This window comes from Xanthomonas sp. CFBP 8445 (assembly GCF_025666235.1).
Taxonomy (GTDB): Bacteria; Pseudomonadota; Gammaproteobacteria; order Xanthomonadales; family Xanthomonadaceae; genus Xanthomonas_A; species Xanthomonas_A indica.
Map to the genome: position 1 here is coordinate 710067 of NZ_CP102594.1, position 20823 is coordinate 730889.

A 20823-nucleotide genomic window follows, 5' to 3' on the forward strand; every position below is an offset into this window, starting at 1 on the left:
CGCGGGTCTACCTGCGCGTGCGGTCATAACGCTACGCATGCCATGTGCTGGCTTGTCGTAGGAGCGGCTTCAGCCGCGACAGGCGGTCGCGGTAGCGCCTGCCGTCGCGGATGACCCAGGCCTGCCTTTAACCGTGTTGGCCGACATGACTGGCCGCCTCTCACCGCCAGGCTGCGAACGCCCGCGCCACCGCTTCGGCGCCGGGGTCGATCACGCCGCACAATGCGTCCGCCGGCACCGCGGCGGCGCGGCCGGCGCCAGCGCGGGTGAGCTGTGCGGTGGCATCGGCGCCGGCGCGGGCGGCGTGCGCGGCGGCCTCCACGCCGGCGCCCTGCGCCAGGGCGTCCAGTGCCGGCAGTAGCGCATCGAGCAGGGTGCGGTCGCCGCGTTGTGCGCCGCCGTAGTGCTGCATCCGTGCCACGCCGGCCTGCAGCGCCTGCACCCAGTCGCGTCCGTCTGCCAGGGCGCTGGCGGCGGTGGTGAACAGGATCGACAGCAGCACGCCGCTGGAGCCGCCCATGCTGTGTTCGATCGTCGCCGCCAGGCCGCGCGCCAGTGCGGCGGCGTCGCCGGTGGCCAGCGCATCCGTGTCCAACGCCTGCTGCAGGGCGCGCGCCCCGGCGGCGAAGGTGCTGCCGGCGTCGCCATCGCCGCTGCGCGCGTCCAGGGCGTCCAGTTCCGCCTGCGCGGCGATCAGTGCCTGCGCCACCCGCGCCAGCGCTGCCGCGCACTGCGCATCGCGCGTCCCCTGGCGGTGGCTGTCGTCGCGCTTCAGTGCCGGCGCAAAGGTCCGCACCGCGTGCGGCACGCGCACGCCGGGCCAGCCGAGGGTCTGCACCGGCGCCTGCAGCGCGGCAAGCACGTCGGCATCGGCCGGGGCGAGGGTGATCGAGAAACCGTGCATGTCCATCGAGGTCATCAGCGCCGCCGGCACCGCCATCAGCGCCACCCGCTCGACACCGATGCGCTGCAGCGCCAGCCGCGTCAGCACGCCCAGTTCCTGCGTCGAGCAGCCGCCGAGGTCGTTGAGCATCAGCACCAGCGACGCGTCGGCGCCGAAGCGGGCATCGGCCTGCGCCAGCAGCGGGTCCAGCACCAGCGCCAGCGCTTCCTCCACCGTGCTCGGCTGCACCGGCCGCGCGCCCGGTTCGTTGTGGATGCCCAGGCCCAGTTCCGGCGCGCGGCGGCCGACGTGCTGGCCGGGCACGCTGCAACTGGACAAGGCCATGCCCAGCGACAGCAGGCGGTCGGCGAAGGCCTGGCCGCGTTGCGCCAGGTCGGCCAGCGGCACGCCCTCGCGCGCCAGGTGGCCCACGTACTTGTGCACCAGCACCGTGCCGGCGATGCCGCGCGGCTGCGCGGCGTCGGGCAGGGCGATGTCGTCGGCGACCAGCACGCTGGCCACGTCGATGCCCTCGGCGCGGGCGCGCTCGGCGGCCAGGCCGAAGTTGAGCCGGTCGCCGGTGTAGTTCTTGATCACCAGCAGCACGCCGGGCGCGTCGGCGCAGGCGCGGATCGCCGCCAGCACCGCCTCCACGCCGGGCGAGGCGAACAGGTCGCCGGCGATGGCGCCGCTGAGCATGCCGGGGCCGACGAAGCCGGCATGCGCTGGTTCGTGCCCGGCACCGCCGCCGGACAGCACGGCGACCTGGCGCGGATCGCGCGCGGCCTGCAGCACGGTGCGGGTGCCGCTGCCGGTTTCGGACAGCAGCAGCGGTTGCAGCGTGGCCACGGCCGCGAGCACGTCGTCGACGATGGCGCGGGGGGCGGTGAGGAACTGGTCCATGCGGGTGTCCTGTGCGGGCCGTGCGGCGTCGTCGCGGACGATAGCCGAGCCGGCGTTACGCGCGGTTGAGACCGTGCCGCTCACGCACCCGCGCGGCGGAATCGGCGAGAATCGCCGCCCACCCCGCACGGAATCCCCGCATGGCCGGCGCCAGCCTGTTCACCCTGCTCGACGACATCGCCACCTTGCTCGACGACGTGTCGATCCTGACCAAGGTCGCGGCCAAGAAGACCGCCGGCGTGCTCGGCGACGACCTGGCGCTGAACGCGCAGCAGGTGACCGGGGTCAACGCCGACCGCGAACTGCCGGTGGTGTGGGCGGTGGCCAAGGGCTCGCTGCTGAACAAGGCGATCCTGGTGCCGGCGGCACTGGCGATCAGCGCCTGGCTGCCGTGGGCGATCACCCCGCTGATGATGATCGGCGGCGCCTTCCTGTGCTTCGAGGGCGTGGAGAAGCTGGCGCACCGTTTCCTGCATTCGAAGGACGAGGACGCGGAACGTCGCGCGCAGCAGGTGCAGGCGCTGGCCGACCAGCAGGTGGACGTGGTGGCCCTGGAGAAGGACAAGGTCAAGGGCGCGATCCGCACCGACTTCATCCTCTCGGCCGAGATCATCGTGCTGTCGCTGGGCGTGGTCGCCGGCGTGCCGTTCGTGCAGCAGGTCGCGGTGCTGGTGGCGATCGCGCTGGCGATGACCGCCGGCGTCTATGGCCTGGTCGCCGGCATCGTCAAGCTCGACGACCTGGGCCTGTACCTGAGCCGCAAGGGCGCCGCCGCCGCGACGATCGGCCGCGGCATCCTGTGGCTGGCGCCGTGGCTGATGCGCACCCTGTCGGTCGCCGGCACCGCGGCGATGTTCCTGGTCGGCGGCGGCATCCTGGTGCACAGCATCGGCCCGCTGCACCACGCCATCGAGGCCATCGCCCCGAGCGGCGGCCTGGGCAGCCTGGTACTGGCCTTGGGCAATGCGGTGGTGGGTATCGTGGCCGGCGCGGTGGTGCTGGCGGTGGTGCTGGGCGTCAAGAAGGTGCGGCAGTAGGGATTCGGGATTGGAGATCCGGGATTCGTGACAGCGCCGCGCATGCGCGCTTTTGCGCGTCCCCAATCCCGACTCGCCAATCCCGCGCCGGCCACGCCGGCGCCAGCTAATCGGCCGACACCACCCGGTTCTTGCCGGCCTTCTTGGCCTCGTACAGCGCGCGGTCGGCGCGGCGGATCAGCGCGTCCTGCGCTTCGCCGGGCTGGCGCAGGGCCACGCCGGCGCTGAAGCTCACGAACACGCGCTGGTCCTCGTGTACCACCGCGCGCTGGGCCAGGGCGCGTTGCACGCGGGTCACCGCCGCGCTGGCCTCGAAGATCGTGCAGTCCGGCATCAGCAGCACGAATTCCTCGCCGCCGAAGCGGGCGATGGCGTCGCTGGCGCGCAACGTCGTGCGCGCCACTTCCACCACGTGACGCAGCGCGCTGTCGCCGCCGGGGTGGCCGTAGGTCTCGTTGAGCTGGCGGAAATCGTCCAGGTCCAGCATCGCCACGCACAGCGGTTGCGCGCTGCGTTCGGTACGTACCAGCTCGCGCGCGAACAGGTCCTCCAGCCCACGGCGGTTGAGCGCGCCGGTGAGCTGGTCGACCCGCACCAGGCCGCTGACGTCCTGCAGTTCCTGCTCCAGGCGCAGGATGCGCTGCTCGGCCGCCTCCACTTCCTGGCGCGCGGCGATCAGGTGGTCGCGCGCGCGCAGCGCCTGCTCCTGCACGTGGCCGGTGTCCTGCAACACTTCCTGCAGCAGGCGGTTGAGGTCGGCGATGCTGCGCGCGTCGCGGATGGTCTGCGAGTAGTCGGCGATGCGGTCGTGGAATTCGCCGGTGCTGGCGGCCATGCCGTCCAGATCTTCGACGAAGCTCAGCATCAGGTCCTTCATCGCCTCCTTGGATTCGGCGATGCCCTGCTTGAGCAGGCCCTGCTTGTAGATCACCTCGCGCAGGCTGCCGCGCGCCTCCTCGATCGAGTAGCGGTCCAGCGGCCCGGCGATCAGGTCGCGCACCACCGCGATCTGGCCCTGCAGCCAGCTGGTGTCGTCGAGCAGTTCGCCGACGTTCTCCAGCAGCAGGTCGAACAGGCTCAGCAACAGCGCCTGCTGCTCCTGGCTGTCGTTGGCGCGCAACGCGATCTGGTGGCACAACTCGCGCACCTGCTGCGCCACCGGCTCCAGCGGTTGCCCGGGTCGCCACTGGCGCAGCGCCTCGCCGCTGGCCTCGGCTTCGCCGGCCAGTTCCGGCAGGGTGTGCAGCAGCGCCGCCAGCGCGCCGGCCACGGTCTGCCGCAGCAGGTCGCGTAGGCGCTCGCTGTCGCTGGGCCCTGCCAACGGATCCTCGACGTCGATGGTGCGGATGTACTTGTCGATCAACTGGCGCAGTGCGCGGCCATAGCTGGGCCAGTCGCCGCTGCTGGCCGCCGATTGCAGGCGCCGGCCCATGTCGCCCAACTCGCCATGCAGCGCGGCCATGCCGTCGGCGAAGGCGCCGAGCAGGCCCAGCGGCTCCTGCGCCTGCTGGAACAGGCGGATCAACGCGGCGGTGGCGGCAGCCGGGTCGGTCGCGGCTGCCGCAGGAAGCGCCGCATGGGCGTGCTTGTGCCCATGGCCCTGCCCATGCGCGCGCGCCGGCAGCGTCGCGGCCGCCACGGGCGCCGGATCGCGCCGACGCGGCGACAGCAGCTTGCGCAGTCCGCTGATCGGCGGCTCGTCGCGTTGGTCCGACATGCCAGCCGGCTCCTCCCCAGGTCAATGCGCCGCCCATGGTAGCGCTCAGGATCTGGATATCGGCGCCGGCGGTGTGCGCTTGAGCGGGCGGGTGGTGGGTCTGTGAAGAAAACTCCATTGCGGTCGCACCCTCACCCCCGGCCCCTTGCCTCCTTCTCCCTCCGGGACCATGGCCCCCTTTTCGGGAGAAGGTGCCCCGAAGGGGCGGATGAGGGTTGGGGCGCTAGGGAGGTGTCTGGGGGAACGAGGTTCCCTGGCTGTCGCACCCTCTCCCCAAACCCTCTCCTCTCCCGGAGGGAGAGGGGAGTGAAGCGGGCGCGCGGAGGACTTCGTCGGAGCGGCGACCTGATCCCTTCTCCCTCCGGGAGAAGGTGCCCCGCAGGGGCGGATGAGGGTCGGGTGGCTAGGGAGGTGTCTGGTGACGAGGTTCCCTGGCGGCCGCACCTCACCCCCAACCCCTCTCCCGGCGGGAGAGGGGAGTGCATGCCACGGCGCTGTGCAGAATGCGGACGGCGCTGGCACTCTGGCGGCCGCGCCTCCCGCGGCGCCCCCCACCTCCACGGAGACCGAACATGGCCGATTCCCGCGAACCGCTGCTGCACCCGGTCCCGATCCTGTCCCTGCGCCCCACGCAAATGACCGTGGGCATGCGCGAGGTCAAGGAGAAGCGCAAGCGCTGGCGCGCGCATGCGTCCAGGCACACGCAGGCCGAACTGCTCGGCACGCACATGATCCCGGTGGTGCTGGGGCCGGACGGCAGGTACTACGTGGTCGACCACCATCATCTGGCGCGGGCACTGCACGACGAAGGGGTGAAGGACATCCTGGTCACGGTGATCGCCGACCTCAGCGTGGTCGACAAGGCCGCGCTGTGGAGCGTGCTCGATCATCGCCGCTGGGCCTATCCCTACGACGCCAAGGGCGAGCGCCGTCCGTTCAAGGACATGCCGACGTCGATCGCGGACCTGAAGGACGATCCCTACCGCAGCCTCGCCGGCGAGGTCCGGCGTGCGGGCGGCTATGCCAAGGACACCACGCCCTTCAGCGAATTCCTGTGGGCCGACCTGTTCCGCCGCCGGCTGCGGCGCCGCGACATCAAGGACGATTTCGCCCGCGCCGTGGAGACCGCGCTCGCGCTCGCCAAGAGCCGGGACGCGAGCTACTTGCCGGGCTGGTGCGGGCCGTCGTCCGACGACTGATCGGTCGCCGCGGCACCGTGCGGCTTGCCGCCCAGGAGCGTGTGCAATGAGCGCTCGACGCGGCCGCCGAACAACAGGATGACGAAGGCGATTGCCAGCGACACGGCCACGATCTGCCACTGGCCGGCGCCGCACATGATCCCAATGCAGGCGGTGAGCCAGACGCAGGCGGCGCTGGTCAGGCCATGCACCCGGACGTGTTTCTGGGTGTGATAGATCACGCCGGCGCCGAGGAAGCCGATACCGGTCAGGATGCCCTGGATGACGCGGCTGCCGGCGTCGGTGAAGCCGCCCTTGCCCAGCGGGTCGGCCAGCAGCACCACCATCGCGGTGGCCAGGCCGACCAGGCCCAGGGTGCGGATGCCGATCGGCTTGCCGTGCAGGTCGCGGTTCAACCCGATCGCCGCGCCGGCGAGCGCGGCGATGCCCAGGCGCACGGCGATGTCGGACAGGTCGATCAAGGCAGGTCTCCTGGTGGATGCGGCGCCGTGGGGCGGCCGCCCATCATAGGGACGCCGGCCGCGGGCATGCCGTGCACGCCGTGGGGCGTCCTCAGAGCGCGGCGCGGACCTCGTCCAGGCTGGGCGGGTTGGCGCCGGCGCGGGTGCAGTTGATCGCCGCGGCGGCCACGCAGAACTGCAGCAGGCGCTCCAGCGCGGCCGGGTCGCTGCCCAGCGCCGCCAGCGCCGCCGGATCGGGCAACTGCTGCAGCAATGCGGCCTGGAAGCTGTCGCCGGCGCCCACGGTATCGACCACCTGCACCACGCGGCCGGGCACGCGCGCCTCGCTGTCGCCGCGCCAGGCCACCGCGCCGTCGCCGCCCAGGGTCATCACCACCAGCGACGGCCCCTGCTGCAGCCAGCTGCGGGCGACGGCGAACGGATCCTGCTGCGGATACAGCAGTTCGATGTCTTCCTGGCTGACCTTGACCACGTGCGCCAGCGCGATCCAGCGGGCCAGTCGCGCGCGCCACACCGCCATGTCCGGCTCCACCGTCGGCCGCACGTTCGGGTCCAGTGAGATCAGGCGCTGCCCGCGCTCGCGCTCGGCCAGCGCCTGGAAGGCGCTGGCGGTGGTTTCGGCGACCAGGGTGTAAGAGCCGAAATGCAGGCCGCCGACGCGCGCGTCCAGCGCCGGCAGGTCGGCTTCGGTCAGCGCCCGGTCGGCGCAGCCGGTGCCGTAGAAGGCGTAGTTGGGCACGCCGCCGGCGTCGAGCGCGACCATCACCAGGGTGGTCGCCTCGCGTTTGTCGATGCAGTAGTCCAGGGCCACGCCTTCGCCTTCGAGGGTGGCGCGCAGCTGGCGGCCGAGCGGATCGGTGGACAGGCCGGTGAACAGTGCCGACGGCGCGCCCAGGCGGGCCAGGCCGATGGCCACGTTGAACGGCGAACCGCCCTGGCGCGCGGTCATCCCGACCGAGGTGCCGGCATAGCCGTCGATGAAGATGTCGTACAAGGCCTCTCCGCACACCACGAACATCGAACCGCTCCTCGTCAGGTTGCAGCGCGCCGGCCGGCGCGATGGGGCGGCTATTGTGGCGTACCTGGTTCGGCGCGGCGACCGTGTGGAGCGGGGTGCTGGGCCTGCCGTGTGGGATGGACGCCTAGCTGGGCTGCCGTACCCTCATCCGCCCCTGCGGGGCACCTTCTCCCGGTGGGAGAAGGGAAAAGCCAAAGCCCCCCTCCCACCGGGAGAGGGGTTGGGGTGAGGGTACGGGCGCGCAGCGCCTCATGGATCCTGGACACCGCAAACATCCCCGACAGCGCCTTCCCGCCACCCCTGCGATAGTCGCCACCTCCCCGCCAGCCTCCAAGGACGTTCCCATGAAAATCCTGCTCGCCGGCGCCACCGGCCTGGTCGGCGGCCACGCGCTGACCCAGTTGCTGGCCGAGCCGGCCTGCAGTGCGGTGATCGCGCCGACCCGGCGCGCGCTGGCCATGACCCATCCCAAGCTGCACAACCCGGTGCTGGACTTCGACGCGCTGCCGGCGCAGGCGCCGTGGTGGCAGGTGGATGCGGCGATCTGCGCGCTCGGCACCACGATGCGCCAGGCCGGCTCGCGCGAGGCGTTCCGTCGGGTCGATCACGACTATCCGCTGGCGATCGCGCAGCGACTGCGCCAGCACGGGGCCGAGGCCTTCGCGCTCAACTCCGCGCTGGGGGCGAATCCGCGCTCATGGGCGTTCTATAACCGGGTCAAGGGCGATCTGGAGCACGACCTGCGCACACTCGGCTATCCCTCCCTGACCCTGGTGCGGCCCGGGCTGATCGGCGGCGAACGCGCGCAACGCCGTCGCGGCGAGCATGCCGCCAGCGTGGTGCTGCGCGCGCTCGGACCGCTGCTGCCGCGGCGCTACCGGATCAACCCGGCCGAGTGCATCGCCGCCGCGCTGGTCGATGCCGCGCTGCGGCCGCGACCAGGCGTGCGGGTGATCGAGGCGGCGCAGTTGGTTTAGGAGCGGGGATTGGGGAGTGGGGATTCGGGATGGGAGCGCGTGCGCGAGTGCGCAGCATTGCGCTTGATGCACATTGAGCCGCTTGGCGACGGCGCGCGCGTCCGTTGCGTGATGCCGGCGCCAGGCGTCCCGCCCTCGCGCCGCGGGCGGCCAAGCAGATCATCGCCGCGGTGGTTCCCGCGCTTGGCTCCGGCCGCGCGCGGATCATCCTCAGGCGCCCAGCGACTGCCCGCCGTCCACCGCCAGCACCTGGCCGGTGATCCAGCGCGCCTGCGGCGAGGCCAGGAACAGCGCCGCGTTGGCGACATCGTCGAGCGCGCCGAAGGCGCCGAACGGAATGCTGGCGCGGATGTGCCGGTACAGCTCGGGCTGCTGCTGACGGCGCTGCTCCCACAGGCCACCGGGGAACTCGATGGAACCGGGCGCGATCGCGTTGACCCGGATCCGTTCGCGCGCCAGCTGCGTCGCCAGCGTGGTCGTGTAGTAGTTCAGCGCCGCCTTCGCCGCCGAGTACGCCGGCACGCGTGGCGTCGGCCGCAGGCCGTTGATCGAGCTGATGTTGAGGATGCAGCCGCGGCCGCTGGCGCGCAGCCGTGGCAGCGCGGCGCGGTTGCAGCGCACCGCGGCCATCAGGTCGATGTCGAAGCCGGCCTGCCAACTGGCATCGTCGTCGCCATGGCCGTAGCCGGAGGCGTTGTTGATCATCACGTCGATGCCGCCCAGCGCATCTGCGGCCTGCGCCACCCAGCCCTCGATCTGTGCGGCGTCGGCCAGGTCGCAGCACTGCGGGGCGACCGGGTGGCCATGGTGCTGCAAGTGCGCGGCGGCATCGGCCAGCGGCGCGGGACTGCGCGCGCAGATCGCCACGGCGGCGCCGTGGCGGGCGAAGGCGTCGGCGATGGCAAGGCCGATGCCGCGGCTGGCGCCGGCGACGAGGACGCGGTACCCCGCGAAGGCGGACGGATCGTTCATCGGTGGCTCCTGCATGGCGGTGGGGCGTGCGCCGATTATCCGCGCATTCCACAGCGCGCGGCCGCTTCTGGCACCATGACGGCCCGTGGCACGCGCCGCCTGCCGGTGCGCCCGCCGCGCCGCCGCGCTGCGCTGGCCGCCGCATTCCCTTTCCAGGATTTCCCGCAGTGAAGAAGACCTACCGGCTCCGCATCGAAGGCAAGCATCCCGACCGCCTGCTCGACGCCGCCAAGCACGACATCCGCAAGTACATCCGCCGCGAGCGCCGCAAGACCCTGCCGGCCGGTGCCGACTACTGGGATTTCGACACGTTGTTCGGCACCGAGGAAGCCACCGCCGCGGTGCTGCCGCCGGCCGAGCTGTTGCGCGCGGTCGACGCGCTGGTCGCCGCCGGCGGCGAACAGTTCTACGTGGAAATCCGCAGCCGGGCATGCACGCGGCCGCCGCGGGCCAAGGGTGGCCAGGACGAGCGCGATCCGTTCGAGGACTGAGCCCGATCCGGCACGCCTGCCGCGGCGCGCGGTCCCATCGCCCATCGCCTCTGTGGCATTGCCGCAGCCCGCGTCGCGCGGCTGGGGTGCAAGGGCGGCTCCAACAACGACGGAACGTATGCGTGGGAGCGACTTGGATTCGGCTTGCGTGGAGCGAACGCAGGTGATGTGAGGCGTCCTCGAGACGTCTTTTGCCGGAAACGGTCGCGTTCGCGCAACGGCGCAAGGCGCCTGGATGTGTCTGGCAGGAGACGTCTCTCGGCGCAGCACGGATTGGCATGGCGACGGATGCGCGCTGATGCGCGGCAAGGCCGACGCGGTGCCGTTCAGCAGGCTGCCGGTGGCTCGCCGCCCTGCGCACGTGCCGCGCGCAGCCGGTCCTTCTTGCTCGGCCGCTTGCCCTTGATGCCGCCGGTGGAGGCTGCGGCCTCCGCGACCTGTGCGGTCGCCGGGGGCGGTGCCGGCGTCGGCTCGAAACCGGGGATGCGTTCGCGCGGCACGCGCACGCCCTGGCGTTTTTCGATCAGGCGCAGATGCGCCGCGCTGGCCGCATCGACGAAGCTCAGCGCCTGACCCTCGGCGCCGGCGCGCGCGCTGCGGCCGATGCGATGGGTGTAGTCCGCGGTGGAACGCGGCAGGTCGTAGTTCACCACCACCGGCAGCGCGGCGATGTCGATGCCGCGCGCGGCCAGGTCGGTGGTCACCAGCACCCGCAGCTGCTGCTGGCGGAACGCGTCCAGGGTGCGCTGGCGCCGGCCCTGGGCCAGTTCGCCATGCAGCGGTTGCGCGGCGATGCCGGCCTTGCTCAGGGCGGTGGCGACCTGTTCGGCGCTGCGCCGGCTGGCCACGAACACCAACGCACGCGGCCAGGCTTCGTGTTCCAGCAGATGCTGCAGCAGGCCCAGGCGCCGCGCGCTGTCGACCTCGATCGCGCGCTGGCGCAGCGTCGCCGGAATCGGTGCGGCGTCGGCGGCGTCGCCGATCCGCCGCGGCGCGCGCAGCAGGCGCGTGGCCAGCGCCGCGATCGGCGCCGGCACCGTGGCCGAGAACAGCAGGGTCTGCCGCGTCGGCGGCAGCAGGCGCAGCAGCCGCTCCAGTTCGGTGCCGAACCCCAGGTCGAGCAGGCGGTCGGCCTCGTCCAGCACCAGGTGCGCCACCGCGTCCAATTGCAGGGCGCGCTGCTCCAGCAGATCCAGCAGGCGCCCGGGCGTGGCCACCACCACGTCGGCGCCGCCGCGCAGCGCCAGCATCTGCGGATTGATCGAGACCCCGCCGACCGCCACCACCACCCGCGGCCGCCGCGGCAGTTCCAGGCCCAGCGCGACGAAGGTGTCGGCGACCTGCACCGCCAGTTCGCGGGTCGGCACCAGCACCAGCACGCGGGTGGAGCGCGCCGGCCTGGCCGCCTGCGCGCAGGCCTGCAGCAACGGCAAGGCGAACGCCGCGGTCTTGCCGGAACCGGTCTGCGCCATGGCCAGCAGGTCGTGGCCGGCGACGATCAGCGGCACCGCCTGCTGCTGGATCGACGTGGGCGTCTGCCAGCCGGCGCGCGCAAGCGCGGCGGCGAAGGCGGGATACAGCGCGGACGACAGACCGAGGGAAGCGAACGACATCGGGGAGACGGGCGGCGGCAGGCCATGCGGGTCACGGCGGGCGTGCAGTATCGCCGACCGCGCACGGACGGGTGAAGGCGCGCTCAGTGCGGCAGATCGTGCGCCCGCTCAGCGGCCCGCGCCGCCGCGCGCGCATAGCGCCGCTTCGCCAGCCAGCCGTCGCCCTGCAGGGTCTGCCGCAGCGCCAGGTTGTCGGCATCGTCCGGCGCCAGCCGGCAGGCCGCCTCGCACCAGCGCACCGCACGGTCGAAGTCCTGCCAGGTGGGATTGGAGGTCGTGCCATGGAAGTAGCCGAGGCCGCGCATGGCCTCCGCCCAGCCGGCGTGCGCGAACCGGGTGAGCACGCCCAGGATGCGCTCGATCCGCGCCGGGTCGTCGTCGTGGTGGGCGAGGAAGTGGCGCAGGCCGTGCACACAGGCATTGGCGCGGCGGATCGCGCGTTCGGACAGCGTCGGCATCGCCGCGGTGGCTTCCAGGCAGGCGATCTCGCAGTCGTTGGACAGGCGCACCAGTTCGTCCGGTGCCAGCCCGGCGATACCGCCCTGTTCGATGCCGCGGTCGTACACCAGGCTGAGGTTGTACGCGGCCCGCGGAAAGCCGTGTTCGGCCGCGCGCCGGTACCAGTGGATCGCCAGCGCCGGGTCGTAGCGGTCCTCGTCCTCGAAGTAGCGATAGCCCAGGGCGAACTGCATTTCCGGATAGCCGAGTTCGGCGCCGCAGTTGGCCATGTGTTGCAGTGGACCGTGCTGCACCTGCTCGTCGAAGGCGTAGTAGACGTCGTTGAACGGGCACACTTCTTCCGGCGCGGGCAACGGTGCGAGCGTGGCCGCGTGCCGGTACCACGCCTCGGCGATGGCCGGATCGCGCTGCACGCCTCCCCAGCCGGTATCGCACAGCAAGCCGTAGAGCACGGCCGCATGCGCGCTCTGCGTGCAGCTGCGCGCGGCCAGGGCGCCCAGCCAGCCGGCCTGCAGGTGTCCGCCATGCACCGCAGCATGCAACGCCCGCAGCAGTTGGTGATCGTCCAGGCGCAATTGCGCCGGCAACGCGGCGACGGCCGACAGGTGGGGAACCGCCTGGTCAGGCTGCTCGGCGAAGCTGTACAGCTCCGCCAACTGCAGAAGCAGCTGCGCACGGTCGCCATCGTCGTGCGTACGCTGCAACATGGCATGCCCGTGGTGCAGCGCTTGTCCGATCGCCTCGGCGTCGTCGGTGTCGATGCTGTCCACGTCGATCGCGTCGAGCCAGGCGACCAGGCGCAGACGCTGGCGTTCGCCAGGGTCGAGGCGGACGGCCAGCGGCCCTTCGGCCAGCGCGAGGATCTCTTCGCGGCTGCCGCCCCAGCGTGGAGTGTGCAGCGTGGCGTAGGACAGCAAGGCTGCGAGTCCATGGCCGCTGTGGCGTAGCGTCAGCGACAGCCAGAACCACGCCGGCGGCACGGGGTCATCGAGGACCGGCCTTCCGTCCGGCGCGCGCAGTGGCGCGGGCAGTACTTCGGGCAGGCCGAGGGACGCGAGGTCCCGCGCGTCCGCCGCATCGAGCGTGTCGTTGTTGCTGGGATGCACGCCGTCGCATCGCCAGTGCGTCAGCCAGTCCGGTTCGCCGAAGACCTGCACGCTGCGGGTGAGCAGCGTGCCGAGGATCCACGGCAGCGGAGACCGCGCCATCAACTGCAGCGCGTCTGCAAACAAGTGCCATTGCGCGTGGCGCACCGCCTGCCACTGCGCCGCGCCGACGCCTTCCGCCCAGCCCGTGCCACGCGCCTGCAGCGCCCGCCGCTCCCAACAGGCGCAGCGCAGGAGCCGCGGTGCCAGACTGTCAGGAGCCTGTTGTTGCCATGCGTCCAGCAGGGCTGGCAGCGCACCGGGGCGGGCCGCCGCGAGTGCACCGGTCTCTTCTACGATCCGCGCGTACAAGCTCGCCTCGCCGGCAGCGTCGGTCGCGGCGAGCAGCGTCCGCAATTGCGCGTCCACCGCGTCGAAGCGTCGGGCGAGCAGGTCATGTTGGAAGGGGGTCAGATCGGCGCGCACGGCTTGCGCGACGGACATGGCGGGATGCATGGGACGTCTCGGATCGGAAGGGAAGTGATAAGCGGAGCCGGTGCCGTTGCGGCGCAGGCGGTCGGCCCACGGGGGTGACGCAGGCATGCCGTCTCGCCACGGCGGATCGCGACGGCACTGCGCACAGATGGCGGCAAGGTCCCGTTCGGTTCCCGCGCGGCGTGGCGGCGCAGGTGCGGCGCGCCATGCGCTCGCAGACGGCGCCGTCGTTGGGCGCGGAGAACCCGCTTGCGTGCAGGCGCCGCGCCGTCCGCGGTGGCGGTTGGCGGTGAAGGCAGCGCTGGACGCAGGGAAGGGAAGACGAAAACGGGCACGGAACAGGGGGGCGCCGTCTGCCGTCGTGGATCGCGCGCGGCGTCACGATGCAGACGACCGGCAGCCGACATGGGGCGTCGAGTGGGGTGCGCAGTATAGGGCAGCGCCGTTAGCGCACCGTCGTCGCCATGGCGTCATCGCCGTGGCCATGCGGGTGCTGCGCGGATGCCGATCGCTGCGCCTCCGCGGGTGCGTGCCGGAGATGTGCACAGCACGCACGTGCAGGGCTCGGCCACGCGGCGCTTGCGTGACGATCGCCGTGCTCTCGGCAGCGCTGGGTCAGCGTGGGGCGGCGCAATGCACGCGCTTGCCGATCTGCATCGTCACACGCCCGGCCACCGCGATCGATGGTCGGGCGTGCGTGCAGGCGTTACTGCGGGCAGCTCACGCCGACGGCGGCGAAGGCATTGCGCACCGCGGTCACCGAACGGCCCAGGTCGCTGGCCGCGGTCTGCACGCCGCAGGCGCCGCTGTTGAAGCTGGTGCTGGGCGTCCAGTACAGCTGGTTGGCGCGAGCGAAGACTTCGAAGGCGCTGCGCGTGTTCCAGCCGGACGTCTTGGCCAGGGTGTAGAAGGCCTTGTTGTAGACGCCCGAAGAGTAGTGGACGTTCATGCCGCTGCTGTAGTTGGCGGCGTTGTCGATCGAGGCGCCGTCCTGGGTCGGGTTGGCCATGTAGCGCAGCGCGCCGCTGGCCTTGACGATCTCCGCGCCCACCAGGAAGTCGTTGCTGCCCTTGAGGTAGTACTCGGTGGCCTCGCCGGCCATGTCCGAGAACGCTTCGTTGATGCCGCCGGACTGGCCGGAGTAGGTGAGGTTGGAATGCTGCTCGGTGAAGCCGTGCGAGACCTCGTGGCCGGCGACGTCGGCGCTGACCAGCGGATAGAAGCGCGTGTTGCCGTCGCCGAAGTTCATCGTCGAGCCGTTCCAGAACGCGTTCTCGTAGCGCGAGCCGTAATGCACGCGCATCACCAGCTGGAAGCTCAGCGGCGCCACGCCGACGTAGCTGCGGTACATCTTCTCGATCACGCCGCCGAAGTAGTGTGCGTCGTTGATCGGCGAATAGGCGCCGTTGATGGCCTTGTAGGTGTTGCGCGAGCAGGTGAACTGGAAGGCGGTGGTGCCGGAGCTGCCGCCGTTGAGGTTCACCGATTTGACGTTGGTGTTCTGCATGCGGCAGTTGCTGTCCACGTCCAGGAAGCCGTGGATGCTGTCGCTGCCGTACTCGTACTGGCCGGTCTTGGTGTTGCCGCCCGGGCCGGTGGCATCGCGGGTGGTCAGTCCCTCCCATTGCTTCAGGATGGCGCCGCTGCGTGCGTCCAGGATCACGAACGGCCGGCTCGGCGCGCCGCCCTGCGGCGCGTCGGCGAAGAACGACACCACATAGGCCAGATGCGCGCGGTCGCTGTCGTCCAGATAGATCATCTGCGGCGCCTGCGCGCGTTCGATGCGGCGCTCGGCCTGGGCCGCGCCGAGCGTGGCGCGCCGGGCCAGCGTCAGCGCGGCATCGGCGGTCAGCGATGCCCTGGCCGCATTGGCGGCGGTGGCCGGCAGTTCGCTGGCCAGCCCGGCCACGGAGCGACCGAACAGATTGCTGACGCTGCCGTCTGCGCGTTCGCTGACGATCACCTGTTCGCCCCACACCGGGATGCCGCGGAAGGTCTGTTGGTAGCGGCGGTGCACGGTGCCGTCGGGATCCTCGCTGCTGCCGAGCAGGGTGAGCGCGGATTCGGCATCCAGCCCGATCAGTTCGGCATGGCGCACCGCGGCCGCGGCCGGAATGCCGCCCACGCGCGCGGCGGCGCTGCGGTACTGGGTGCCGAGGGTGTCCGGATTCTTGGCATGCAGGTCCACGCGCTGCGCCGCGCTGGCGGACGTGGCCGCGAGCGCGAACAGCAGGGAAGGCAGCAGCACCGACGGACGATGACGACTTGGCAGAGTCATGAGCGAAATCCTCGAACGCGAGAAGGAAGGACACGCCGGCGCGGCAGCGAAGCGGCCGTGGCGCGGTGACGTGGCATGACGACTGGGCAGTGCGGCCGATCGGCGCAGTGCCTCCCCCTGTGCAGCGACCATAACGGCGGCGCTGCACCGCGTGGTAGACAGGTTGCGTTCAGGATTTTGCGTCACTCGGACAAAGCGCGCGCTGACCCAGAAATGTGTGATGAGCGGTCAAGGCAGGTGCGTGCGCGATCACAGCGTCGTGCGTAACGCTGGGAAGACGCACGTGGTTGATGCCGCTCCGTCAGAGGTCATGTAGACGCTTTGAGCGGAACGTGCGTTGTAGGAGCGGCTTCAGTCGCGACGAGATAATGCAGGGGAATGCAGCGTCACGGTTGAAGCAGCCTTACGAAGATGTGGCGCCTCGGTATGCGAAAGCGGCGAGGTGCGGGCACACGTTGCCTGGGTGGAATGCTGTAGGCCCAGCACCTTAGCCGCGAATGCAGTTGGACGTGATGGCGGAGCGGGGCAAATATGCTGGCTAGCGGCAGCACTCGTCCCGTTTGGGATCGCCCGGGACAGACGGTCGGTACAGCGTGTCGCGGCTGAAGCCGCTCCTACGACGGGTCAAACGATTCTTCGACTACGGAGCGGTTGAGAGGAGCCATGGGGAAAAGCGCGGCTCGGATGGCGAATGCGCTGCAATGCGATGCGACGCTCGCGCATCCGCGGTTGCAGCTTCGCCCCCTCGCCGCACGCTGCGGCGAGGAGGTGCTTGCTCAGGCCGGCAGCGCCAGGTCGTCGATCATCGCGCGCAGGAAGCGCGCCGCTTCGCCGCCGGTGCAGGCGCGGTGGTCGAAGCTCAGCGACAGCGGCAGGATCTTGTGCGTCTCCACGCCGCCCATCACCGGCACCAGTTGGTGGCGGGCGCGGCCGGCGGCGACGATGGCCACGCACGGCGGCACCACGATCGGGGTGGCGTAGCGGCCGGCGAACATGCCGAAGTTGGACAGCGAGATGGTGTAGCCGCTCAGTTCCGAGGCCGGGATGCTGCGCGCCTCCACCTGCTGGCGCAGGCGGTTGATGCCTTCGCGCACGCCGCGCGCATCGAGCATGTCGGCGTTGCGCAGGGCGGGCACGAACAGGCCGTCGTCGGTGTCCACGGCGATGCCGATGTCCACGTGCGCGTGCAGGGTACGGGTCAGCGCCTCGCCGTCGAACCAGGCGTTGAGCGCCGGCACCGCCTGGCAGGCGGCGACGATCGCGCGCACCAGGCGCCCGGTGGTGTCGTTGCCCGGCGTCCACGCGTGCAGGTCGGCATCGTCGTTGAGCGTGGTCAGCACCACCTGGCGCTGCGCCTCGGCCATCACCCGTGCCATGTTGCGGCGCACGCCCTTCAGCGGTTCGGGCTGGCCCTGCACGGCCACGCCCGGCGGCTGCGTGCGCATCGGCTTGCCGGCGGCGGAGAGCGGGGTGCGCGCGGGCGCTGCGGCTGACGGGGGGGCGTTCGTAGGAGCGGCTTCAGCCGCGACAGCAGGACGCCGTGCGGTCGCGGCTGAAGCCGCTCCCGCAGTCGCGCCCGCCTTCGCTGAGCCATCCGCGGCGGCCTGCTTGACGTCGGCCAGGGTGACCGCGCCGTCGGCGCCGCTGGCGCGCACCCGGCCTAGGTCCACGCCCAGTTTCTTGGCCAGGGCGCGCACCGCCGGCATCGCGCGGACGCCGCCGACCGACACGGCTTGCTCGCTGTGTACGGTGTTGGAGCTCTGCATCGCGCCGACCACGGTGCCGGCGTCGTCGCGCTCGCCGGCGGCCTGCGCGTTGTCGGCGTCGTGCAGCTCGCCGCCGTCGTCGGAGGCGACCACGCGGTCGTCGGCCGCGGCGGTGTCCGCGCCGGCGCCCTTGCCGGCCGTGGCCGGCGCCGCGCCGCCGTGGTGATGGCCGGTGTCCTGGCCTTCGGCGCGCTGCGGCAGGTTCGGGTCGGGCGCGAACTGCGCCAGCATGCTGCCGGTGACGACGATGTCGCCCGGCGCGCCGGCCAGCTTCAGCACCTTGCCGGAGACCGGCGAGGGCACTTCGACCACCGCCTTGGCGGTTTCCATCGACACCAGCGGCTCGTCCAGCCGGATGGTGTCGCCTTCCTTGACGAACCACTCGACGATGGTGGCGTCGGGCAGGCCTTCGCCCAGGTCGGGCAGATTGAAATTCTTGGTTTGGCTCATGTGGTCTCTTCCAGCAGTTCCAGGTCGCGTGCCGGCAGCCAGCCCTGCGTGCCGTCGGCGCGCTCGGCCCACCACCAGTCGCCGTATTCGTGATGCAGGACGACGGTGTCGCCCTGTGCGGCATCGAGTTCGCGCGCGTCGTAATCGCGCAGCGCCACGGCATGGCCGTCGCCGGTCGGCTGCAGCCAGGCCAGCGGCGCCCAGCCGGCACTGCCGGCGGCGCCGGTGATCCAGACGAACGCCGGCCACTCTTCGTCGCGCACGCCCAGCGCGACCCGCTCGCCGGCGGCGATGCGGATCGGATGCGGATAGGCGGCGCGGTAATCGCTGATCAAACGTGCCTGCATATCAACCCGCGGCCATCGCCCGCTTGGCCGCTGCCACGATCTTGTCGGTGCTCGGCAGATACTTCATTTCCAGCCGGAACAGCGGGATGTGGGTGTCGTAGCCGGTCACGCGCTGCACCGGCGCGACCAGGTCGTACATCGACTGCTCGGCCAGGCGCGCGGCGATCTCGGCGCCGAAGCCGGCGCTGCGCGGGGCCTCCTGCACGATCACGCAGCGACCGGTGCGCGCCACCGATTCGGCGATGGTGTCGAAATCCAGCGGGCGCAGCGTGGCCACGTCGATCACTTCGGCGCTGATGCCGTCGGCGGCGAGCCGGTCGGCCGCTTCCAGCGCTTCCTTGACCTGCGCGCCCCAGGCGACCAGGGTCACGTCGGTGCCGTCGCGCAGCACGAAGCACACGTCCAGCGGCAGCGCTTCGCCGTCGTCGGCCACCACTTCCTTGTACTGCCGGTAGATGCGCTTGGGCTCCATGTAGATCACCGGATCCGGCTCGCGGATCGCCGCCAGCAGCAGGCCGTAGGCGCGCTGCGGCGAAGACGGCAGCACCACGCGCAGGCCCGGCACGTTGGTGAAGATGGCTTCGTTGGCCTCGCTGTGATGTTCCGGCGCGCGGATGCCGCCGCCCCACGGCACGCGCAGCACCATCGGGCAGTGCAGGCGACCACGGGTGCGGGTGCGCAGGCGCGCGGCGTGGCAGATCAGGTGATCGACCATCGGGTAGACGAAGCCGTCGAACTGCGCTTCGGCCACCGGCTTCATGCCCTGCGCGGCGAGGCCGACGCTGAGCCCGGCGATGGTGGTCTCGTCCAGCGGGGTGTCGAGCACGCGCTGCGCGCCGAAGCGCTGCTGCAGGCCGGCGGTGGCGCGGAACACGCCGCCGTTGACGCCCACGTCCTCGCCCAGCACCAGCACCGACGGGTCGTGCTGCAGTTCCCAGGCCAGTGCCTGGGTCACCGCTTCGATCAAGGTAATGGGCGTGCTGGTCATCGGGGTGTCTCCGCGCGACGTCGCCGCGCTGTGGGCGGTGCCGGCCGCAGACGCGGCCGCGTGGTCGGCGAGGCGAGGGCTGAGCTCATCCATGGCGCTGCTCCAGGGCGATGGCCTCGGCACGCTGCGCGAGCAGGTCCGGCGGCGGGTCGGCGTACAGGTAGTCGAACATGGCTTCCACAGGCTGCACCGGGGTCTCCAGGTAGGCGTTGAGCTCGATGTCGGCCAGGCGCGCGCATTCCTGCTTCCACGCCGCTTCCTCGTCCTCGCTCCACAGGCCCTGCGCGCTCAGCCAGGCGCGCAGGCGCAGCAGCGGCTCGCGTTCCCAGGCCTGCTTGACCTCGGCATCGTCGCGGTAGCGGCGCGCGTCGTCGGCGGTGGTGTGGTCGGACAGCCGGTAGGTCATGAACTCGATCACCGTGCCGCCCTGGCCGGCCAGCGCGCGCTCGCGCGCCTGGCGCATCGCCTCCAGCACCGCGATCAGGTCGTTGCCGTCCACCTGCAGGCAGTGCAGGCCGCCGGCCAGGCCCTTCTGCGCCAGGGTCTGCGCGCCGGTCTGCGCAGTGCGCGGCACCGAGATCGCCCAACCGTTGTTGATCACGCACAGGATCAGCGGCAACTGGTAGGCGCCGGCGGAGTTGAGCGCGGCGTAGAAGTCGGTCTTGGACGAGCCGCCGTCGCCGCAGGTGGCCACCGCCACCTGCGCCTCGCCGCGCAGCTTGAACGCCAGCGCGGCGCCGGCGGCGTGCAGGCACTGGGTGGAAATCGGCACGCAGATCGGGAAGTCGCGGGCGGCGTCGGAATCGCGCTGGAAGTCGCTGCCGCGCTCGTCGCCGCCCCAGTACAGCAGGATCTCGCGCGGGCGCACGCCGCGCATGAACATGGCGCCGTACTCGCGGTAGCTGGGCGCCAGCACGTCGCCGCGGCGCATCGAGGCGCCGATGCCGACGTGGGTGGCTTCGTGGCCCAGGCACGAGGCGTAGGTGCCCAGCTTGCCGGTGCGCTGCAGGGCCACCGCCTTGCTGTCGAAGGTGCGCACGTAGAGCATCTGCTTGAACAGCGCCAGCAGCGTCTGCGGGTTGGCCGAATCGGCCGGAAGCGCGTCGCGGACCGGCTGGCCGCCCGCGTCGAGGTACTGCAGGAACTCAATTTCGAACTGGGCGGCGATGGGCATGGCGATGGCGCTCTCGACAACAAGTTTCAAATGATATGAGTCGGCATGTTAAGGAAGCCGTGCACAAAAGCCGTCGTGCACCGCAGCACGTGCTGATGCCGTATCGCACCAGAAAAGCCTGGTCGCGCCGCGTTGCCGATTGATGGCGTTGGGTATCGCCGATGTTGCACTGCGATGCATGCCGTTCATGTGCGCGTGGGTGTCCACCGGTGGCGCCGGTAGATGCCGCGATGCGGTGCGCGCGTCGAAGGGCGAGAGCATTGAACAAGGGCGGACGACGTAGGCGTGCAAGCGCGGCACGAGGGCGCCCCAGCGCCCGCTACGCCTAACCTCGTAGGAGCGGCTTCAGCCGCGACGGGCGTTCCCGGGAACGCCCCATCGCGGCTGAAGCCGCTCCTACGCGATATCGCGGGTGCCCGCTGAATACCGGCAGCACATGATCGGTGACGGGTCGGCGTCGCCCCAGCAAAAAGGGCGTGGCCTCGCGGCCACGCCCTTGCACTTGCGCCG

Annotated in this window: 16 protein-coding genes; 4 read left to right on the forward strand and 12 right to left on the reverse strand. The window is 71.3% G+C overall.

The annotated features are described in order from the left end of the window. Window positions 1-160: 160 nt before the first annotated feature. A complete protein-coding gene (locus NUG21_RS03165; RefSeq protein ID WP_263392256.1) occupies window positions 161-1786 on the reverse strand; it encodes a dihydroxyacetone kinase subunit DhaK in 1626 nt (541 codons plus the stop codon). Between the two features lie 140 nt (window positions 1787-1926). Here NUG21_RS03165 and NUG21_RS03170 point away from each other — a divergent pair, with 140 nt between their 5' ends. Beyond that, the gene (locus NUG21_RS03170) at window positions 1927-2823 is read left to right on the forward strand and encodes a DUF808 domain-containing protein (protein ID WP_263392257.1); all 897 of its coding nucleotides are present in this window, start codon (window positions 1927-1929) and stop codon (window positions 2821-2823) included. Window positions 2824-2929: 106 nt separating this feature from the next. Here the strand turns inward: NUG21_RS03170 and NUG21_RS03175 are convergent, their stop codons facing one another. Then, the gene (locus NUG21_RS03175; protein ID WP_263392258.1) at window positions 2930-4540 is read right to left on the reverse strand and encodes a GGDEF domain-containing protein; all 1611 of its coding nucleotides are present in this window, start codon (window positions 4538-4540) and stop codon (window positions 2930-2932) included. 572 nt (window positions 4541-5112) lie between these two features. Here NUG21_RS03175 and NUG21_RS03180 point away from each other — a divergent pair. Beyond that, on the forward strand, window positions 5113-5739 hold the full coding sequence (locus tag NUG21_RS03180) for a ParB-like protein (protein ID WP_019797175.1): 627 nt from the start codon (window positions 5113-5115) through the stop codon (window positions 5737-5739). Here the strand turns inward: NUG21_RS03180 and NUG21_RS03185 are convergent. Next, the gene (locus tag NUG21_RS03185) at window positions 5700-6200 is read right to left on the reverse strand and encodes an MgtC/SapB family protein (protein WP_263392259.1); all 501 of its coding nucleotides are present in this window, start codon (window positions 6198-6200) and stop codon (window positions 5700-5702) included. The two genes, NUG21_RS03180 and NUG21_RS03185, sit on opposite strands and share 40 nt — an antisense overlap. 91 nt (window positions 6201-6291) lie before the next feature. After that, complete coding sequence (locus tag NUG21_RS03190) at window positions 6292-7218, reverse strand: carbohydrate kinase family protein (protein ID WP_263392260.1); 927 nt, start codon at window positions 7216-7218, stop codon at window positions 6292-6294. Window positions 7219-7562: 344 nt separating this feature from the next. Between NUG21_RS03190 and NUG21_RS03195 the strand changes: the two genes are divergently transcribed. Further along, window positions 7563-8195 carry a Rossmann-fold NAD(P)-binding domain-containing protein gene (locus NUG21_RS03195; protein WP_263392261.1) on the forward strand — a complete coding sequence of 211 codons (633 nt, stop codon included), beginning with the start codon at window positions 7563-7565 and terminating at the stop codon, window positions 8193-8195. Window positions 8196-8405: 210 nt separating this feature from the next. On the opposite strand, the gene NUG21_RS03200 is transcribed toward NUG21_RS03195, so the two are convergent. Beyond that, window positions 8406-9167, reverse strand: coding sequence for an SDR family NAD(P)-dependent oxidoreductase (locus NUG21_RS03200; RefSeq protein WP_263392262.1), 762 nt, complete (start codon window positions 9165-9167; stop codon window positions 8406-8408). Window positions 9168-9334: 167 nt separating this feature from the next. Between NUG21_RS03200 and NUG21_RS03205 the strand changes: the two genes are divergently transcribed. Continuing rightward, window positions 9335-9658: a DUF6172 family protein gene (locus NUG21_RS03205; protein WP_160945613.1), complete on the forward strand. Its 324-nt coding sequence runs from the start codon at window positions 9335-9337 to the stop codon at window positions 9656-9658. 326 nt (window positions 9659-9984) lie between these two features. On the opposite strand, the gene NUG21_RS03210 is transcribed toward NUG21_RS03205, so the two are convergent. The 7 genes from NUG21_RS03210 to pdhA form a co-directional block, all read right to left on the reverse strand. Beyond that, window positions 9985-11271 (reverse strand): DEAD/DEAH box helicase, encoded by a 1287-nt coding sequence (locus NUG21_RS03210; RefSeq protein ID WP_263392263.1) that lies wholly within the window; start codon window positions 11269-11271, stop codon window positions 9985-9987. Window positions 11272-11354: 83 nt separating this feature from the next. Beyond that, a complete protein-coding gene (locus NUG21_RS03215) occupies window positions 11355-13319 on the reverse strand; it encodes a DUF4034 domain-containing protein (protein WP_263392264.1) in 1965 nt (654 codons plus the stop codon). 697 nt (window positions 13320-14016) lie between these two features. Next, window positions 14017-15588 (reverse strand): M4 family metallopeptidase, encoded by a 1572-nt coding sequence (locus NUG21_RS03220; RefSeq protein WP_263392265.1) that lies wholly within the window; start codon window positions 15586-15588, stop codon window positions 14017-14019. Window positions 15589-16364: 776 nt separating this feature from the next. Further along, window positions 16365-17804 (reverse strand): dihydrolipoamide acetyltransferase family protein, encoded by a 1440-nt coding sequence (locus NUG21_RS03225; RefSeq protein WP_263392266.1) that lies wholly within the window; start codon window positions 17802-17804, stop codon window positions 16365-16367. Continuing rightward, window positions 17801-18151 (reverse strand): SH3 domain-containing protein, encoded by a 351-nt coding sequence (locus tag NUG21_RS03230; protein WP_160945608.1) that lies wholly within the window; start codon window positions 18149-18151, stop codon window positions 17801-17803. The genes NUG21_RS03225 and NUG21_RS03230 overlap by 4 nt, the downstream gene beginning before the upstream one ends. A gap of 1 nt (window position 18152) precedes the next feature. Beyond that, a complete protein-coding gene (locus NUG21_RS03235) occupies window positions 18153-19232 on the reverse strand; it encodes an alpha-ketoacid dehydrogenase subunit beta (protein WP_160945607.1) in 1080 nt (359 codons plus the stop codon). Next, on the reverse strand, window positions 19225-20313 hold the full coding sequence (pdhA, locus tag NUG21_RS03240; protein WP_263392267.1) for a pyruvate dehydrogenase (acetyl-transferring) E1 component subunit alpha: 1089 nt from the start codon (window positions 20311-20313) through the stop codon (window positions 19225-19227). The genes NUG21_RS03235 and pdhA overlap by 8 nt, the downstream gene beginning before the upstream one ends. Window positions 20314-20823: the final 510 nt, after the last annotated feature.

Coding starts and splice junctions, on each gene's coding strand:
- NUG21_RS03165 (WP_263392256.1), bottom strand. CDS start 1,786: ATGGACCAGTTCCTCACCGCCCCCCGCGCCATCGTCGACGACGTGCTC.
- NUG21_RS03170 (WP_263392257.1), top strand. CDS start 1,927: ATGGCCGGCGCCAGCCTGTTCACCCTGCTCGACGACATCGCCACCTTG.
- NUG21_RS03175 (WP_263392258.1), bottom strand. CDS start 4,540: ATGTCGGACCAACGCGACGAGCCGCCGATCAGCGGACTGCGCAAGCTG.
- NUG21_RS03180 (WP_019797175.1), top strand. CDS start 5,113: ATGGCCGATTCCCGCGAACCGCTGCTGCACCCGGTCCCGATCCTGTCC.
- NUG21_RS03190 (WP_263392260.1), bottom strand. CDS start 7,218: ATGTTCGTGGTGTGCGGAGAGGCCTTGTACGACATCTTCATCGACGGC.
- NUG21_RS03195 (WP_263392261.1), top strand. CDS start 7,563: ATGAAAATCCTGCTCGCCGGCGCCACCGGCCTGGTCGGCGGCCACGCG.
- NUG21_RS03200 (WP_263392262.1), bottom strand. CDS start 9,167: ATGAACGATCCGTCCGCCTTCGCGGGGTACCGCGTCCTCGTCGCCGGC.
- NUG21_RS03210 (WP_263392263.1), bottom strand. CDS start 11,271: ATGTCGTTCGCTTCCCTCGGTCTGTCGTCCGCGCTGTATCCCGCCTTC.
- NUG21_RS03215 (WP_263392264.1), bottom strand. CDS start 13,319: ATGTCCGTCGCGCAAGCCGTGCGCGCCGATCTGACCCCCTTCCAACAT.
- NUG21_RS03220 (WP_263392265.1), bottom strand. CDS start 15,588: ATGACTCTGCCAAGTCGTCATCGTCCGTCGGTGCTGCTGCCTTCCCTG.
- NUG21_RS03225 (WP_263392266.1), bottom strand. CDS start 17,804: ATGAGCCAAACCAAGAATTTCAATCTGCCCGACCTGGGCGAAGGCCTG.
- NUG21_RS03230 (WP_160945608.1), bottom strand. CDS start 18,151: ATGCAGGCACGTTTGATCAGCGATTACCGCGCCGCCTATCCGCATCCG.
- NUG21_RS03235 (WP_160945607.1), bottom strand. CDS start 19,232: ATGGATGAGCTCAGCCCTCGCCTCGCCGACCACGCGGCCGCGTCTGCG.
- pdhA (WP_263392267.1), bottom strand. CDS start 20,313: ATGCCCATCGCCGCCCAGTTCGAAATTGAGTTCCTGCAGTACCTCGAC.